Genomic DNA, 17944 nt, shown 5'->3' with positions numbered 1-17944 from the left:
ATGCTTGCATCACGACGCGTGATGCCCAAATGCTGTCAGTCAACGCTAGATCACCACGCCTAAATACAGCACCATGAAGCTTAAAGCGATGTCCAGGAAGTCGCCCACCTGGCGGTGAAGCATGTCACAGTCTCCGGTAGTTTTACGACAATTTTCGGCTCACTCGAAACGGTCAAAGCGGTAGTGAAGACGTACGCATCCTCTATCCATTTGTTGCGCACTAATCAGCTTTGGACTATCGCGATGACCTGTAGCGGGAAACAGCGGGCGTCCACCGCCCAACAACTCGGGAATGAGGTAGATTTCGATCTCATCCAGGGCGCCTTTTTCCAGAAATGTCATTTGCAATTGCCCGCCTCCGAGCATCCATACGTCACCATCTTCCAATGCACGTAACTCGGCGATGAGAGCGTCGACGTCGCTGCGCACCTCGAGTTCCCCTTTCGGGCGATCGATGGGGCTTGAAGTAACAACCAAAACCCTTTGGTCTCCATAATTCCATGGAGCCGGATCGTTGGCGATAAAATCGTAGGTGCCGCGCCCCATAACAACCGTACGGATACGCTTGATAAACAATTTGTAGTCATGTTCTCCCAAATCCATATCGTTGTATTGGAAGAGCCAGTCCAGGTTGTTATCGTCGGTCGCAATGACGCCGTCAAGGCTTGAGGCAATATAGCCGAGAATTCTCGCCATTCGTTCCAATCTCCTATTGATTTATAAATGAATATACGTTTACAAATTATCCATGGCAAGATCCAAAAGCATATCTGACGAGGCTCTCCTTGACGCCGTGCTGGATCAAACCAAATGTTGCCCATCAGTCCGTCCAATCTGACCCTCGCCTAGGCTGGCTTGAATCATTTTGCGGAGGATCTTTCGATGAGTTACGCTACGCTCCACCCATCCTACGCGAGCAGCATAAACGATGAATCTGCCCTGATTTTACTTGGGCTCCAAGTTATCGTTTTAATTGCGGCTTCATTAACGCCACCCGCTCAAAATCTGAAGTTTCTCTTCCTAAATACCAACCTTGAAGAACGCAATATCTTGACGTTCAGGTTCGGCACCATGTAATGTTCGGCCCTGATTGAACGTCTTGGAATTCCTATCTTTGAGCACCGATCCCGCTACACACGAGCTTCTGCATGACATTCTCAAGCAGGTCTCCCGGTCGTTTTACCTCACGCTTAACGTGTTGCCGGCAGGGGTGCGCGATCAGATGGGACTGTCGTATCTGTTTGCACGCGCGGCCGATACCATCGCCGATACGGATCTTATCGACCGTGGGCAACGCCTGAAATACCTGAATCAGTTTCGTGCGCAATTTCAAACTCATGAGATTGACTGGAAGGCCATCCGGGAGATTCAAGCCGCACTTATTCCTCATCAGAAAGACTCCGCTGAAAGCATCCTTCTCCAGCGGCTGGAGGACTGTTTGAAATTGTATGAAACATACTCCGCTGGAGATCGGGAGCGCATTCAATGGCTGATGGAGGTCCTGCCCAATGGAATGGAAATGGATCTGACCCGGTTTCCCGGTGAATCAGCCGGGCAGCTTACTGCATTATCCACGCTGGACGAGCTGGATCAGTACACTTACTATGTCGCGGGTTGTGTCGGAGAATTCTGGACCAGGATGGTCTGTGCGCATAGCCCGGAAATGGCCTGGTGGGATGTCACGAAAATGTCCACCATGGGTGTGAGATTTGGAAAAGGGTTGCAACTTACCAATATTGTAAAGGACATCGCCCGCGACCTGCATAATGGCCGCTGCTATGTGCCGGAGCCGCTCCTGCAAGAAGCCGGATTGCGGCCTGCTGATTTGCTGGATGAAGACAATCTGCCGAAATTCAGGCCCGTTTTGAATCGGCTCATCCAGCTTGCCATGGCACATCTGGATGAGGGTTGGCGGTACACCCTGGCTATTCCTCGATCCGAGATTCGCCAGCGATTAGCCTGCATGTGGCCAATTTTATTGGCTGGCGAGACGTTGAAACGCGTCTTGGTTGCTCCTGATTTACTCAACCCCGCCGTCAATGTGAAGGCGCCCCGCGGCACTGTGTATCGTGTAATGGCAATAACAATACTTACCTGCGCCAATGAATACGTAGCGACCGCCTACTGGAACCGTCTCAAAGGTATCTTGTCTGAGCCGTAGACCCGCGGGCGCGTCGGCGCAACCTAACCCGGTAATTTTTCCGGAGAATTCACGAGAGCCCAGGCGGGGCAAAGCACTCAATCCGAAGATAATGCCGGCAAAGCAGCGTTAGGACGCAGCATCCGGGTAACAATCATTAAAAAAATATTCTTATGACAACCCCACCCCCCTCCATTGGATTCATTGCTGCTGTGGGCCGCTGGCTCGATGCCAATATTTTCGCATTGGGACGGGAAATGCGTTTGTCGTATCTGCCGCCGCTCATGGTCTATGCCGCCGCCGGCATTTCCGGCCTGACAGGGATCGTGGGCACATTTTACGTCAAGGAGCGACTGGGTCTTTCCGCCGAGTTTCTGGCGGCACTCGGGTTCTGGATGATGCTGCCGTGGGCGTTGAAAATGCCGCTCGGCCATCTGGTCGACCTGGTATGGCGCTGGAAGGGGCTGCTCGTATATCTGGGTGCAGGCCTCATTACGGTAAGCCTGCTGATCATGATCGGGCTGCTTAGCCACACGGACGCAATGCGCGCCATAGCCACGGTGGAAGCCTGGTACGTTACCGCAGCATTGCTCGCACCCATCGGCTATGTGCTGCAGGACGTGGTTGCGGATGCCATGACAGTCGAAGCGGTGCCGCGTACGGACGAATATGGGCAACCGCTGGCGCTGGATAATCGCAAGTCCATGCATGTCACCATGCAAACCCTGGGACGTGTTGCCATTATCAGCGGCGGAGTGCTGGTTTCGGTAATGAATGTCTTCCTGTTGCAGGGTGTCGGTGAGCTGCCCGAAGCGGAGAAGGCGGCCACTTATCTGTCCGTCTATGAGCTCGCCCTGATAATCCCCCTGGTTTCGGTTTTCGGGGTTTTATTCGCTACCTGGCTACGGCGGCGTGATATGGCGCGGTTTGCGGCATTAGGGCATAGCCGCGAAGAATGCGAGGCATTGCTTGGTGTCGACAGCGAGCCACCTCCAGTCAACTGGTGGATTCTCGGCGGCGGACTGGCCTTTACCGCGGTCTCCCTAAGCGTTGGTCTCAATCGCGTTGCCGGCGGGGAAGAAATCGTCTTCTGCGTTTCCATGGCAATCGTGCTATTTCTGATGTGGCGGCTAACCGGAGAACTCGAACCCCAGGCACGCAACGTGCTGGTGGGTACCGCGATTTTGATATTTGTATTCCGCGCCATGCCGGGGCCGGGCGCTGGTTCGACATGGTGGATGATCGACGACTTGGGTTTCGATCAACAGTTTCTTGCCGCATTGTCGCTGATTGGCGCGACGCTGACGCTCGCTGGAATGTTCATTTTTCGCCGCTTCATGGCTGAGCGCTCGATTGCCTATATCATAGGCGCACTTACCATCGCCGGAACCTTCCTGTCATTACCGGTAATCGGCATGTATTTCGGCTTGCATGAGTGGACCGCTTCCCTTACCGGCGGCGTCGTGGACGCCCGGTTTATCGCCGTTATCGATACCGCGCTGGAGTCGCCTCTAGGCCAGATCGCCATGATCCCGATGCTGGCATGGATCGCCAACTCGGCGCCGGAAAAGCTCAAGGCGACCTTTTTTGCGGTAATGGCCTCATTCACCAATCTTGCTCTGTCCGCTTCGCAGCTTGCAACCAAGTACATGAATCAAATCTTTGTGGTCGCCCGCGAGGTGAAGGACCCTGTCACCGCCGAGATCACGGTACCCGCTGATTACAGTGAACTGGGTCTGCTCCTGATCACCGTAACCGCCATTGGCTTTGCACTGCCGCTACTGGCTATTTTACTCGTCAAACGCACACGCTTTCGTAACGCCTGAATCGGTTATCCCGATTAAAAATGCAGACGTGGTATCAAGAATCAGCTCTCCGAATTCCCCATCACTTGACAACGTTTCACCCGGAGTACATCATTCGACAGGGTGAGGGATTGAGCTTCCAGGAAAGAAAATATTAGCTCGATCGGATTTCCCGCCCATCCGACACTTGGCTCGAACAAAGCCATTGAATTTCCTGTTCTTCAAATCAAGCCCTCCTTCCGGGGAGCGGAAAGAAATGCAACCAATCTCGCGACAAAGAGGCGGTGTAACGCTGTTTACACTGTTGCTGATCATTTTTGCGGCATCCATGGCATATTGGCTCTGGCGCGCCCATGCCCAGGTATCCTTGGAGATCGAGCTTGCCTGCCGCCTGCCCGCCGCAGAGGCCTGCGTTTCGGCCAAGGCTCGCTATATGAACAGCTTCTATGCCGCATGGCTTGCACAGATGTTTCCATGGATTCTTCCTTTCGTACCAGCCTTCATTTACGTATTCTTTTTCCGCTGGCTGCGCAAAGACCGGAAGCCTTGAGGGCTCGCTGCTTCCTATTGCTTTTCGATGGATGCGGTCAGCGGCAGCTCTCTTTGGCGGGATATGCCGGCACTCTGCGCAGCGCCCCCTGAAGATAGCGCGCTGGCTCGCACGCCCAACAACCGCAACTTCCGATTCAGCGGCACGCGCCGCAGGCATTCCTCGGCCGCCCGGCGAATGATAACGGGATCGGCGGTAGGAAGGGATAGCGTCAGGTCGCGGGTTACGGTGCGAAAGTCGGCATACCGCAGCTTGATACCGATGGTACGGCCGAGGTAACCCTTACGCTGCAGGTCATGTGCCACACCGGTGCATAGCGCCGTGAAAATTTCCGTGAGAATGGAACGATCCCGGCGGGCATGGAGGTCCCGTTCGAAAGTGGTCTCCCGGCTGATCGACTTGGGCTCCGCATGCGTGATCACCGGACGGTCATCAATCCCGTGAGAAACGTCATGCAGCCAGCGAGCATAGGCAGGGCTGAAGTGCATCTGCAGAAATGAGGGCTCTGCTCCCGCCAGCTCGGCAATGGTGGTGATGCCAAGCGCCGCGAGCTTCGCGGTCGCCTTGGGGCCGATACCATTGATTTTCTTGACCGGTAAGGGCCAGATCCGGCTGGGAATATCCGGCAGGCCCAGAATGGTGAGACCATCCGGTTTTTCAAGATCCGAAGCGATTTTCGATAACAGTTTGTTGGGCGTCACGCCGATGGAACAAGAGAGTCCAGTGGCTTCATATACCGCCTGTTTGATGCGCCGGGCAAGCGTCATCGTATCGCTTGGCAGCTCGCTCAGATCGATGTAGATCTCGTCAATGCCATGATCTTCGATCCGGGGAGTGATCCCGGCTACGGCGGATTTAAAAAGCCGTGAATAATGGCGATAGGCGTGAAAGTCTGCGGGCAGCAGGATCGCATCCGGTGCCAGTTTCGCAGCTTTCATGAGCCCCATGCCGGAGAAGATGCCGAAAACGCGGGCCTCGTAAGTGGCTGTAGTCACTACGCCGCGTCCGGCGTAATCGCGCAGCCGTGCGAAAAGCCGGTTACCATTCTTGAGGAGCGCCGGTTGCCGATCACTCTGTCCACCAATCACGACAGGGGATCCACGTAACTCGGGGTAGCGCAGCAATTCAACCGACGCGTAGAAAGCATCCATATCAAGATGAGCTATGCGCCGAACCATTTACCCATCCATTGGCTCAAAATGTAAGCAATGAATTCCCGTGATGTTTAAACCAAATCCGGTAATTAACCGCTTATGTTTCAGTTTAGCAATGATCCACAAAGATCATGCTACTTGACTTCCACCTTTGTAGAGAGTTCGCTACAGGGCGGATTCAGGTTAATCAAACTTTCCGTAGTGTCATGAGTGGTGGAGTTGAAAGCGCGGAGCGAGTCCCCATCAGCCCCGCCACGGTGACGCCTATCATTCCCGAAAGCAAGCCGGTCAGCCATATCGATGGGTCGAAAGTGTAGGTCAGATTCAACGCATATTCACCGATGACATAACCCAGCGCACTGGCCCCTGCCGCGGCGAAAAGTCCGGCCAGCCCGCCGAGTATGGCAAATTCGGCGGCCCAGGCGCGTGCCAATTGGCTACGCTTGGCCCCCAACGTACGAAATATGGCGGCCTCGTGAATGCGTTCGTCCTGGGTGGAAGCAATCGCGGCATACAGTACCGCCAGTCCCGCCAGCAGCGTGAACAGGAAAACAAATTCGACCGCTTTGGTCACTTGTTCAATCACCTTGTGGACCTGACTGATAATAGTCGCCACATCGATCACAAGCAGATTGGGAAAGGCTTTGATCAGCTTGTTTGTCACTTCCATACGCTCCGGCGGCAGATGAAAGCTGGTGATGTAGGTCGCCGGATATTTTTCCAATACACCGGGCGGTGTAACCACGAAAAAATTAACGTGAAACGTATCCCAGTCCACCTTTCTCAGGCTGGTGATCGTGGCGGAAAACGTGCTGCCCGCCACGTCGTATGTCAATGTGTCGCCGAGACCGACACCGACCGTTTTTGCGATGCTCTCCTCCAGGGACATCATCGCCTTTCCCTTATCTCCCTTTTTCCACCACTGGCCCTCGATAATCTGGTTATCGCTCTGCATTTCCTCTGCCCACGAAAGATTGAACTCGCGCTCAACCAGCCGTCTGGCGCGGATGTCGGCATAATCCCCGGCCGCTATGGTCTTGCCGTTGATCGCTGTCAGGCGCCCGCGAACCATGGGAAAAACCGGCGGCCGCTTGAGACCATGCTGGTCAAAGAATGCGGCCAGCGGCTCCAGTTGATCGTCCTGGATATTTACCAGAAAATGATCGGGTGCGTCCGGGGGCAGGCTGGTGCGCCAGTTTTGCAGCAAATCATCTCGAATCAGTGTCAGCGCCAGCAACGCCATCAATCCCAATCCCAGCGCCACTGCCTGCACCACGCTGGCGGTGGCGCGCCGCCGGATACTTGCCAATCCATAGCGCAGCGCACCGCCTGTTTGACCCCGCATATGCGCCAAGGCTTTTACCAGCAAGAATCCCAGGGAACCGAAAACCGCTATTGCCGCGGCGAATCCGCCCATGACGGAAGCACCCAGACGCACGTCGCCAGCTTTCCACATGAATAGTGCCGCTAGCGCTATCAGCCCCAATGCGTAACCCGTCAGACTATGAGTGTTTGTCATCCCGATATCCCGGCGCAATACGCGCAATGCGGACACGCTGCGCAAATTGAGTAGAGGCGGCAGTGCAAAGCCAAGCAATAACACCATGCCGGTCAGCAATCCGTGCACGCCAGGCCACACGCTGGGATAGGGCAATTCCGCCTTCACCAGCCCCGAGAGCCAAAAAGTCAACGCTTCCTGTGCGAAAAAACCGAGTAGACAGCCGGCCCCGCTGGCGATCAATCCCAGTGCGGCGAAATGCCACAGATAGAGGCGTAGCATTGCCGCCTGGCTGGCACCCAGACAACGCATCACGGCACAACCATCGAGATGACGCTGCGTAAAACGGCGCACGGCAAGCGACGCTGCCGCCGCCGCCAGCACCACGCTTGCGAGGGCGGCCAAACTGAGAAATTTCTCCGCCCGCTCCAACGCCGACTTGATTTCAGGGCGGGCATCGCGGATGCCTTCGATTCTTTCTCCCAGTGTCAAATGCGACTGAGCCCAACTCCGAAAATTTTCCACCACGCCATCTTCTCCCGAAACCAGAAGACGATAGCCAACCCGGCTCCCCTGCTGCACCAACCCGGTCGCAGGCAGATCAACCTTGTTGATCAATACACGCGGCCGCAAATTAATGAAACCAATCGAATAGTCCGGCTCCTGCGTTATCAACGCAGTCACAGTTAAGTGTGCTGCGCCCAGCTCAATCGTGTCGCCACGATTGAGCCCAAGACGAATCATGAGCTTCTCATCTACCCATGCCGATCCGGGTGCGGGAATTGCATTGGCGATATGCGTAGGCCGAGGAGATGACACATCGCTGAAATCTTCACTGATGCGCAATTCGCCTCGCAGGGGATAGCCGGCGGTAACCGCCTTGATCTCGGTCAGCAGACTGGTCTCCCCCTTCGCGGCCATGCTGGGGAATTTAATCGCGGTGGAAACAGCCAGTCCGCGCCGTTTCGCTTCATCCGCATAATGCGGGGACAGGGGATGGTCGGCAAAAATTATCAGATCCGCGCCAAGCAGCTGATTGCCTTGGCGGGAAAGCGCCAGTTGCACCCGGTCGGCGAAAAATCCCACCGTGGTCATACCACCCACGGCGATTACCAGTGCAAAGGCCAGCACGCGCAATTCGCCTGCGCGCCAGTCACGGCGAAGCATTCGGAAGGAAAGCTTAATGATGTTCATAAGGGCATTCTATAGATACAAATGCCAGTCCGATACGGGTTACTCAAAAATTCCACCATTTATATATTCATCATATATACGCTTTACTATTTCTTTGAACCTTTCCTTATTTAACGAACCTCTGAATTCATTGCCGATTTTTCAGACTTAGTTGTCAACTAAGTTGCCAAAAAAACACTCCGCGGAGAATTTTTACGGGGAGTATCAAACTTAAATCAGCGTGGCTACTATCATTAAATAGGTGCGGCAATATGACACATGCGACAACTTGCCGCGTGTGACAATATGCCACATTCCTAATTTTATCGATTTCCATTATATTTTCCGCCAGCAGTCATACGAGCGCTTGCAATAAGCTCACAAGCTTTCGTCATAAGATTAGAGAAAATAATATGCCACTGGCACGATCTGGCTTTGTCTTCACTGACACCGGCCACTCAAATGAAAATAAGGAAAATGAAAAGAAAAAAAACCGCAGTCACCGTAATATCCACCGTCGTAATAATGATCTTCTCAGGATTTTCAATGGCACAGAGTACAACTCCAGTTCCGGGCACTACACTATCTCCGGTTGTCGTGACGGCTAATCCGATTATTGATCGAGTTCGCATCGACCCGTTTTCGAGCACATCTGCAGTGGTCAGCGAAAGCCAGTTACGCGACCAGAATGCATTCGATCTGGCCACGGCACTGCGCCGCACCCCCGGGGTGCAAATATCACGCTATAACCCGGTGGGCGGTTTTGGCGGCGATCAGGGCGGCGCCGTCTATATTCGCGGAATGGGCGTAAGCCGTCCAGGCAGTGAAATCAAGACTTACATTGATGGCATCCCGTTTTACATGGGAGTATGGAATCATCCATTGCTCGACCTGTTACCGGTCAATGGCATGCAGTCCATCACTGTCTACAAAAGTCCGCAGCCGCAAATCAACGGTAACAACTTTGCCTCGATCAACCTGGAAACCAAACGCGCAATCGAGGATGGTATTCAGGCCAACGGAAGAATATCCGGGGGCTACTTTAGCACCTTCATCGAGCAGGTGGATCTGGTCGGCCGCCGGGGTAACGTGGATTTCATGCTGGCACAGGGTCATGCCCAGTCGAATGGTCACCGGCCCAATGCAAGCGGCGAATTGAATAATGTAATGGGACGCATTGGTTTGCGGCTGAATGCCAATTGGTCGATTGGCACGAGCTTTCTTTATGTCAACAACCAGGCACGCGATCCGGGTGACAATCGTCTCCCAGTACCTGCTGTGGCGCCACAATACAATACCCAGGCAGGAATGGTCTCTGTTTTTGCATCGCATCGTCATGGCAACTGGCGTGGCGACCTTCGTGTTTACCACAACAGAGGAGAAGGCAACTGGTTGCACCAACCCGGACTGGAAGGGAATCAGTTCAATAATTTCCAGATGACTGGCGTTCGCTGGAAAGAAGAGTTCTCCTTATGGAAAGGTGGGGCTATTATTGCCGGACTGGATAGCGACTGGGTCTCGGGTGATTCGCGATTCAATCGCGTGGCGCCAGCACCGCAGGGCAGCTTTAATTCGCCGACTTTTCGCGTTACTTCGCCCTACATTGCACTGAGCCAAACGATCGATCTAGGCAAAGGCTGGTCACTCGTGCCGGCAATCGGCATGCGCGTTTATGACCATAGCGAATTTCGAACCAGAACCTCGCCACACGCCGGCCTGTCTCTGATATCCGAGAGGATTACGGTATTTGGTAATGTGTCGCGCGGTATCAATTATCCGGGTTTGGATGCGCCGATTCTCTCCTCCCTGATTCCTCCGCTGGGACAAAGTTGGAAGCAACTCTCCGCGGAAGAGCTCAATCACGCCGAGGTCGGCGTGAAGTTGACTCCCATGGAATCAACGCAGATCGACATCAGCCTGTTTATCGATCAGGTGAAAAATCGCTATATCTTTGGCTTCCCACCCAATGTTCCGCCCCCTCCCCAGTTTTTGAATCTCGGTACCTATGTAATGCGCGGCGCCGAAATTGCAATCAGACAAAATATCACGCCGAATTGGACCATATTTGGCGGCCTGACCCTGCTCGACCCCAGCATCGACAATTTGCCCTATACACCCAAGCGGGCGGTCACAGCGGGTATAAACGGGCAGATGGGGCCCATCCGCCTGACAGTCGATACTCAGTATCAGTCCAGTATTTTGGCGCTGAGCCGCCCGCGCACGGCGGGAGCCATCAACACCGAGGAAGTCGATTCATTTGTAATCATGAATGCGCGTGTATCTCACCGGGTGCCGATGCTGGGTAAAAGAGGTGAAATTTTCGTGGCCATGGAAAATCTTTTGGATGCCAACTATGCCTATCGCCCAGGGTATCCCATGCCGGGACGCTGGGGTCAAATCGGCTTATCCGCGAGCTTCTGAATACGAAGGCACGGTTATAAAGCAAGGCGTGGGTAATGGATCTCTGTTGAGACCGGTGAGTATTGATGACGAGTTTTATGTTTTAAACATGGAGGTTTTTGATGCAGTTGCTACCACTAGTACACCCTTCTGAAGACTTGACCAACGATGAAATTTCTCGGTACAGCCGTCATCTGTTGATTCCCGACGTTGGTCTGGAAGGACAACAACGTTTCAAGAACAGCAGAGTCCTGGTGATAGGCGCCGGGGGTCTGGGGTCCCCGGTGCTCCTGTATCTCGCGGCAGCCGGAGTGGGGACTTTGGGAATCATTGACTTCGATATTGTCGATGAATCCAATCTGCAAAGACAGATCATTCACGGACAATCGGATATTGGCAGATTCAAATCCAGGAGCGCGAAAGACTCGGTCAACGAGTTAAATCCCTATGTTCACGTCCAGCTTCATAACGAACGCCTCGAAGCAACCAATGCCGTAGAAATAATCTCGGGTTATGACCTGATTGTGGACGGAACGGATAATTTCTCCACGCGCTATCTTGTCAATGATGCCTGTGTGCTTGCGGAAAAGCCCTATGTCTGGGGATCCATCTTCCGATTCGAAGGGCAGGCTTCCGTCTTTTGGGAAAATGCGCCGGGTGGAGGTGGTCTGAACTATCGTGATCTGTACCCCGAACCGCCGCCATCCGAAATGGCGCCCTCATGCGCGGAGGGCGGAGTATTAGGCATCCTCTGTGCTTCGATCGGAGCAATCATGGCAACAGAGGCTATTAAGTTAATTACCGGGCTGGGTGATACCCTGCTTGGCCGGCTTGCTGTCTATGATGCGCTGGATATGACCTATCGATTTATTCCGATACGGCGGGCGCCCGTAAGAACTCCCATAACCGGATTGATCGATTATCAGGAATTTTGCGGACAAAAGCGGGCGGTAACTGATAGTAAAACGGATGTTCCGGTAATCAGCGCATTGGAGCTAAAAAAAATGCGGGAAAGCGGCACAGACTTGCAGTTGATCGATGTGCGCGGAATCGAAGAATGGAACATTGTTCATATCAAAGGCGCCAATCATATCCCCAAAAACAAAATAATGTCCGAGGATGTCTTATCCCAATTCAATAAAGAGGATTTCATTGTACTTCATTGCAAGATGGGCATTCGTTCCAAGGATGTTCTCTTTGAGATGCGCAAGCAAGGCTTTACAAACGTTAAAAGCCTGGATGGCGGGATTTTAGCGTGGATTAGAGATGTGGATCGGTCTCTACCTCGTTATTAGTCGAGACGTGTAAGCAAATCACCGTTTCTATTTTTTCATCGTAACCGTTTACTCTGCCACCGCGGACCTGCTCTACCCGGCGCGTTGACCGGTTACCCATCATTCACCAGATTTTGAAAAATTGCTTTTTTTGGCAGGACAGAGATTCTTTGTCGTTTCGATCAACATACTTATATCAGGAGTTGAAAAAATATGCTGACCATACACGCTAAGCTTGTTGAGGCAATGATTGCTCAAGCACGCAAAGATCATCCCATCGAGACCTGTGGCGTCATCGCCGGCCTCGAAGGATCCAATCTTCCATTACGTCTGATCCCCATGCGGAATGTGGCCCGCTCAGAGACTTTCTTTGAGTTCGACCCGCAGCAGCAGCTGCAGGTCTGGAGAACGATGGAGGCGCGAGGTGAAGAGCCGATCGTCATCTATCACTCGCACACCGGTACGCAAGCCTATCCGAGCCGTACCGACGTCAAGCATGCGACCGAGCCCCGCTCCCATTACGTCATTATTCCAACAGACGCCAGGCATGGAGAAGAGATTCGCAGTTTCCGCATCGCGGACGGGATGGTTACCGAAGAGCGGGTGAGAATACTGGAGTCATACAAAACAGAATGGGAATTGGCAATGGTGGCTTAAGAAACCCGGATTCCATAGCGAGCTTTGACGTTAACCAAAGTCAAATCTTTATCAGCCTTACTATCTTATCCACGATTTCGGGTTTCTCTCAAGAATGAATTTCCAAAGGAATAAATATGCCAATCACCGTGAATATCCCAACCATACTCAGACCGCTCACCAACAATCACAAGCGTATCGAAATTTCCGGTTTCAATGTTCTTGAAGTCATCGAACAGATGGAACAGCAGTATCCGGGCGTCAAGGAAAAACTGATCACCGAAGGAAAAGCGCACCGCTTTATCAATATATACGTGAATGATGATGACATTCGTTTCGGTAACGGTCTTTCTACAAGCCTGCGAGATGGCGATTCGTTAACCATTCTGCCTGCCGTCGCCGGAGGATAAACGGAATCCAACCCTTTTTCATATATAAGAAATATGAGCATGAATCGAACATTAACGGGTTGTGTGATAGCGGGCGCATTAAAAAACCCGGCGCCTGATTTTACCGCCATCGCATCTTCGCTGATTTACCAGTCTACCGCACTGGGCATGGAAATCGCTCCAAACGAGAATTCGGTGGACAATGCCGTACTCTCGTTTGAATTCAAGACTCCTCATACCACGCCTGTCATATGCGGCGTGACGAGATGGGATGACACCTCCAGGCAAGCTTCTGTGACTGAAAATATCATGCAGGCGGCTTGCGGGCTTATGTCGGTGCATGGGCGAGCCAGCGGCAAGTCTCGGCCCCTGGGGTTGAATTATATTTCAACCCTGACTGCCGTATTGGCACTCCAGGGAGGAGTGGCTGCCTCGATAGGTCAGCTACGAGGCCTTTCGGTGTCCAATAGCAGTGTTTCGATGGCATCCGCAGCCCTGTTGAGCGTGGGGCAGTATATAGCGGGGGCCACCGCTTCAGAATCTCCCGAAACGCTATTGCCGGACCAGATTTCACATCCTGCCTGCCTTCCTTTTGTTTCCTTGGATGGTGTCATCTTTGAACTCGAAACACTTGACGTCGGACCATGGCAAAAATTCTGGACCGAGATCGGTGTGAGTTCAACAGTGGCCGGCAAGGGATGGATGGCCTTTTTGCTGAGATATGCCAAAGCTGTATCTCCTCTGCCTGAGGAATTGGTTAGCGCAATATCGAAATTTTCTTACTCCCATATTGCACAAATATGTATCCGCACTGGCATGGCTATTTGTCCGGTGCGCTCGATCGACGATAGGGCCAAAGACAATGACAGTAAATACGTATGGCTTCAGGGTCCGTGGGAATTCGTTTTCGAGACAAACCTCAACGGCAGGGCGTCAAGTCGTGTCACCAATGACTTACCGTTGAGTGGACTTACCATCATCGAATCCTGCCGGCGGATTCAAGGCCCCCTTGCGGGACACCTGCTCGCACTTCTGGGTGCGACGGTTATCAGGATAGAACCACCGGGTGGTGACCCTCTGCGAGGTATGCCACCGATGGCCAAAGGCTGCTCTGCACGATTCGATGCGCTCAATCGCCTTAAAACCATTCGGGAAGTGGACATCAAATCTCCAGCCGGGCAAGCGGAAATCAAGGAGTTGGCGCGCCATGCCGATGTATTCCTGCATAACTGGGCACCCGGTAAAGCGGTGCTGTTAAATCTCGACCATGATGATTTGGCTACAATCAATCCTTCCCTGATTTATGCCTATGCCGCCGGTTGGGCGACAGACAGCGCCGCACATTCCCCTTCAAGCCCAATGCCCGGCACGGACTTTATGGCTCAAGCCTACTCCGGCATCGCCAAAAGAGTCGCTGAGGCTTCCGGCACGCTTGGCGGATCGTTATTTACGGTACTTGATGTACTAGGAGGCGTTGTCGCGGCACAGGGAATCACTATCGCACTGCTCAATCGATGTATGAATAATGCAGGCGGGAAAGTCACCTCATCGCTGATGAGCGCGTCAACACTTTTGTGTGTGGATGATTTTCAGAACTTATACAGTTTGCCGGGCACCGGTGCCATCCCCAAAAGCATTATCGACAATGTCTATGACACCAAGCAGGGGAAAATTGCGATCGAGTGCTGTGACCTGGGGGCACTGGTGCGATTAGCCGAAGTGCTGGAAGTCGCCATCGATGTCGAAGATGACCTTGAGCAATACCTGAGTGACCTGTTCCTATCAAGAACGGCGTATGAGTGGGCTGATATCTTTGAACAGGCACGCGTACCTTCAGCCGTTGTTATTGAAGATCTCGCTGACTTGCAGACCACAGCGCATCTGCAACCAGGCTTAAGTCCTGGCTCTTATACAAGAGTTAATTCTCCCTGGAGTTTCAAATGAATCATTCCGGCGTCATAGATATGGTTCCCGCTGAAATTCGCAAGCAGTGGGCCAAAAATGGAATTTATCCTGATAAATCCGTATATGAATTGTTTTGCGAGCATGTGCGGCAGCACCCTGACAGTCCGGCAGTCATGTCCCTTGATCAAACCATCACTTACATAGAACTATTGGACAAGATTCATCGCCTGGCCAGTAGCCTCAAAGCGCTGGGAATTGTTTCCGGAGACGTTGTGGCATACCAGCTCCCTAACAGTTGGCGTAGCTGCGTAATCGATCTCGCGGCGGCCGCATTGGGCGCGATTGTGGCGCCTTTTCCCCCAGGGCGCGGCCGTCTTGATATCCAGTCCTTGCTGAGACGGTGTGACGCGCGTTTAATTGTTGTCGAGCAGGAATACGCCGGAACCGATCTATGTAAGATGATTGAAACAATACGGCCGACTGTGCTGTCACTCCGTATTCTCGTTGTTGATGGAAGAAGCCGAAAAGGCTGGCACACAATGGATGACCTGTTTCAAGCCGAGCCAGTTGAATTAAGTCAATTACCGGAAGTCTCTCCCGAATCACCCGTTCGCCTCCTGATCTCGTCCGGAACCGAATCCGAGCCGAAATGGGTTGCCTATTCGCATAATGCGCTGGCTGGTGGACGGGGACGCTTTCTGCAACGAATACATCCTGACGGAGGTACTTTCAGGGGACTTTATTTAATGCCGCTTGGCACGGCATTTGGCTCAACCGCGACATTCGGCATTTTGTCCTGGCTCGGCGGATCGGTTATTGTTCTGCCGCAATTCGATGTCGCGGCTGCCATTCAGGCCATCGCGGAGCTGAAACCTACCTATATCTTTGGCGTCCCCACCATGTTTCAACGCATCGCCGCGGACCCGGCATTATCTAAAATCGATACCTCCAGTCTGATGGCTATTATCAGTGGCGGAGCGAAAATCGATGAAGCCTCAATCCGCCGATGTACCGATGCATTCAGATGCGGGTTTATCAGCTTATACGGATCGGCGGACGGTGTTAACTGCCACACTACCCTTGATGATGATTTGGAGACTGTTTTTCGTAAAGCGGGCCGGCCTAATCCGGACGTCTGCTCCATCCGCATAGTCGATGACCAGAAGCAGGAGGTACCGCAAGGTTGCATCGGTGAAATTACCGCCAGAGGCCCGATAAGCCCGATGCAATATGTCAATGCTCCAGACCTGGATGCGCTATACCGAGATGAGGAAGGCTGGGTTTATACCGGAGACCTTGGTCTTATTGATAATGACGGATATCTGGTGCTGTCCGGTCGAAAAAAAGACATCATTATTCGTGGCGGGGTCAATATCAGTCCCGCCCAAATCGAGAATATCGCAGTCTCTCATCCAGCCGTTGTCAGCGCCGCCTGTGTACCGGTTGCCGATCCGGATCTGGGGCATCGCGTTTGTCTCTGCCTGGTATTACGCGACGAGGTCGAGCGCCCATCGCTCTCCCAATTCGCCCGCTACCTGCGTGAACAGGGTCTGGAAACCAACAAGCTTCCGGAATATTTACGCTACTACCGGCAACTGCCACTCAGTCCGGCGGGAAAGATCGATAAAAAGCAGTTAACCGCGGAAATCGAATTTGTCCAGCGCATGACTGAACCCGGCTTTGCTCAATGGGCACATTGATGCCGGAAATACACGAAAAATCGGCACACACGGAACTAGCCAGAGTACTTGCGAGCGAAGTGAGAAAGTTTGTCGATGAAATGATCATTCCAAACGAATCGCGGTTGGCTCAAGAGGGAAATGCATCATTTCGCCTGCAATCGGAATTGGCCGAGAAAGCCCGCTATGCCGGACTATGGGGTTTGTTTTATCCACTCTCCCACGGTGGAAGAATAGCGTCTCTGGAAGACTATCTGATCGTCGCTGAACAGGAGGGGCACTCGGAATTCTCCCCGGCCATCCTTGGCAGCCACTCTGCACTCGATGCGCATATGCTGCTGAAATTTGGTACCGATGAAATCCGCCAGAATTTCCTGCAACCCATGGTGGCCGGGAAAGCCATTCCAAGCTACGGCATGACGGAGCCGGAGCATGGCGGATCGTTTCCCGCTCTGATAACGACCTCCGCATATCTGTCGAATGGCAACTGGACTATCAATGGCAGAAAATGGTTTGTCGGCAATACGGACCGGGCGACTTTTGTCACTGTCCTGGCGCGCACGGCCGAAGAAAACATAGCACCCGGCAAGGCCCTTTCCATGATTGTCGTTCCGGCTGATTCGCCTGGATTCAGGGTTGAGCGTCAGATTACCGTGATGGACCGCTCCCTGGGTCAGGGCGAGATCTCTTTTAGTGAGGTGCGGGTCCCTTCGCATAATCTGCTGGGTACCCGCGGCAGCGGTATTGATTTAATGAGCTGGCGGCTCGGAATGGGCCGCTTGCTTCGCTCAATGAACTGGGTGGGATTGGCGCAACGATGTTTCGATTTAATGGGCGCCCGAATTAATTCTGATCGTGGCAGATCCGCCCGGCTGCCAGAGAAGCAGCTGGTGCGCCAACATGTTGCCAAGGCGTACCAGGCTATTGCAAGTGCGCGTGCACTCATCCGGGTAGCCGCAAGGGGTGTCGATGCCCGGCGTTCAAATGATATCGAGATCAATATCGCAAAAATAGCTGCATCACAAGCTTTATGCATCGCCTCGGACTCCGCGATACAACTATATGGCGCCGAAGGCATCAGCGATCTTACTCCGCTTTCCGGTATCTACAGAATAGCGCGCACGTCGCGCATCCTTGACGGTTCGGATGAGTCGCTTATCAGTTCGGTGGGCCGCCGGCTCATCAATTTCTATAAAGAAGAGGACGTCTATTACTTTGACTGATTCAATTCTTGCGAGCTTTCCGAATATTTCCCGTGACTTGCCTGGATACAGTGTACTGGCGGTGTGCTTTTACTCGCTTGCATCATGGTACCGGCGCCAGTACCTGCTCATCGGCGGA

At 53.1% G+C, this 17944-nt stretch carries 13 protein-coding genes; 10 read left to right on the top strand and 3 right to left on the bottom strand.

Annotated features, from left to right (window positions below; genetic code table 11):
• Positions 1–159 precede the first annotated feature (159 nt).
• Positions 160–696 (bottom strand): dihydrofolate reductase family protein, encoded by a 537-nt coding sequence (locus tag BLO43_RS05670; RefSeq protein ID WP_090906224.1) that lies wholly within the window; start codon positions 694–696, stop codon positions 160–162.
• Positions 697–1114: 418 nt separating this feature from the next.
• On the opposite strand from BLO43_RS05670, the gene BLO43_RS05660 reads away from it, so the two are divergent.
• From BLO43_RS05660 to BLO43_RS05650, 3 genes are all read left to right on the top strand, one after another.
• On the top strand, positions 1115–2161 hold the full coding sequence (locus tag BLO43_RS05660; protein WP_090906222.1) for a phytoene/squalene synthase family protein: 1047 nt from the start codon (positions 1115–1117) through the stop codon (positions 2159–2161).
• Positions 2162–2313: 152 nt separating this feature from the next.
• Positions 2314–3966, top strand: coding sequence for an MFS transporter (locus tag BLO43_RS05655; RefSeq protein ID WP_090906221.1), 1653 nt, complete (start codon positions 2314–2316; stop codon positions 3964–3966).
• Positions 3967–4201: 235 nt separating this feature from the next.
• A complete protein-coding gene (locus tag BLO43_RS05650) occupies positions 4202–4495 on the top strand; it encodes a hypothetical protein (protein WP_090906220.1) in 294 nt (97 codons plus the stop codon).
• 14 nt (positions 4496–4509) lie between these two features.
• On the opposite strand, the gene dinB is transcribed toward BLO43_RS05650, so the two are convergent.
• Together dinB and BLO43_RS05640 are read right to left on the bottom strand one after the other, a co-directional pair.
• Entirely contained in the window at positions 4510–5673 is a 1164-nt protein-coding gene (dinB, locus tag BLO43_RS05645; RefSeq protein ID WP_090906219.1) for a DNA polymerase IV, read from the bottom strand.
• Positions 5674–5836: 163 nt separating this feature from the next.
• On the bottom strand, positions 5837–8341 hold the full coding sequence (locus tag BLO43_RS05640; protein ID WP_090906218.1) for an ABC transporter permease: 2505 nt from the start codon (positions 8339–8341) through the stop codon (positions 5837–5839).
• Positions 8342–8866: 525 nt separating this feature from the next.
• Here BLO43_RS05640 and BLO43_RS05635 point away from each other — a divergent pair.
• The 7 genes from BLO43_RS05635 to BLO43_RS05605 all read left to right on the top strand — a co-directional run bounded on the left by BLO43_RS05635 (position 8867) and on the right by BLO43_RS05605 (position 17826).
• Complete coding sequence (locus BLO43_RS05635) at positions 8867–10741, top strand: TonB-dependent receptor (protein WP_254773354.1); 1875 nt, start codon at positions 8867–8869, stop codon at positions 10739–10741.
• A gap of 101 nt (positions 10742–10842) precedes the next feature.
• The gene (gene moeB, locus BLO43_RS05630; protein WP_090906216.1) at positions 10843–12015 is read left to right on the top strand and encodes a molybdopterin-synthase adenylyltransferase MoeB; all 1173 of its coding nucleotides are present in this window, start codon (positions 10843–10845) and stop codon (positions 12013–12015) included.
• Between the two features lie 192 nt (positions 12016–12207).
• The gene (locus BLO43_RS05625) at positions 12208–12651 is read left to right on the top strand and encodes a M67 family metallopeptidase (protein WP_090906215.1); all 444 of its coding nucleotides are present in this window, start codon (positions 12208–12210) and stop codon (positions 12649–12651) included.
• Between the two features lie 116 nt (positions 12652–12767).
• The gene (locus tag BLO43_RS05620; protein ID WP_074631567.1) at positions 12768–13040 is read left to right on the top strand and encodes a MoaD family protein; all 273 of its coding nucleotides are present in this window, start codon (positions 12768–12770) and stop codon (positions 13038–13040) included.
• 39 nt (positions 13041–13079) lie between these two features.
• Entirely contained in the window at positions 13080–14963 is a 1884-nt protein-coding gene (locus BLO43_RS05615) for a CoA transferase (protein ID WP_090906321.1), read from the top strand.
• Complete coding sequence (locus tag BLO43_RS05610; protein WP_090906214.1) at positions 14960–16624, top strand: class I adenylate-forming enzyme family protein; 1665 nt, start codon at positions 14960–14962, stop codon at positions 16622–16624. The genes BLO43_RS05615 and BLO43_RS05610 overlap by 4 nt, the downstream gene beginning before the upstream one ends.
• Positions 16612–17826: an acyl-CoA dehydrogenase family protein gene (locus BLO43_RS05605; RefSeq protein WP_254773353.1), complete on the top strand. Its 1215-nt coding sequence runs from the start codon at positions 16612–16614 to the stop codon at positions 17824–17826. Before BLO43_RS05610 ends, BLO43_RS05605 begins: the two co-directional genes overlap by 13 nt.
• Positions 17827–17944: the final 118 nt, after the last annotated feature.

It is taken from the genome of Nitrosospira sp. Nsp13, from assembly GCF_900101945.1.
Taxonomy (GTDB): Bacteria; Pseudomonadota; Gammaproteobacteria; order Burkholderiales; family Nitrosomonadaceae; genus Nitrosospira; species Nitrosospira multiformis_D.
Note: the sequence above shows the minus strand (reverse complement) of the source record. Positions and strands in the feature narration are given on the sequence as shown.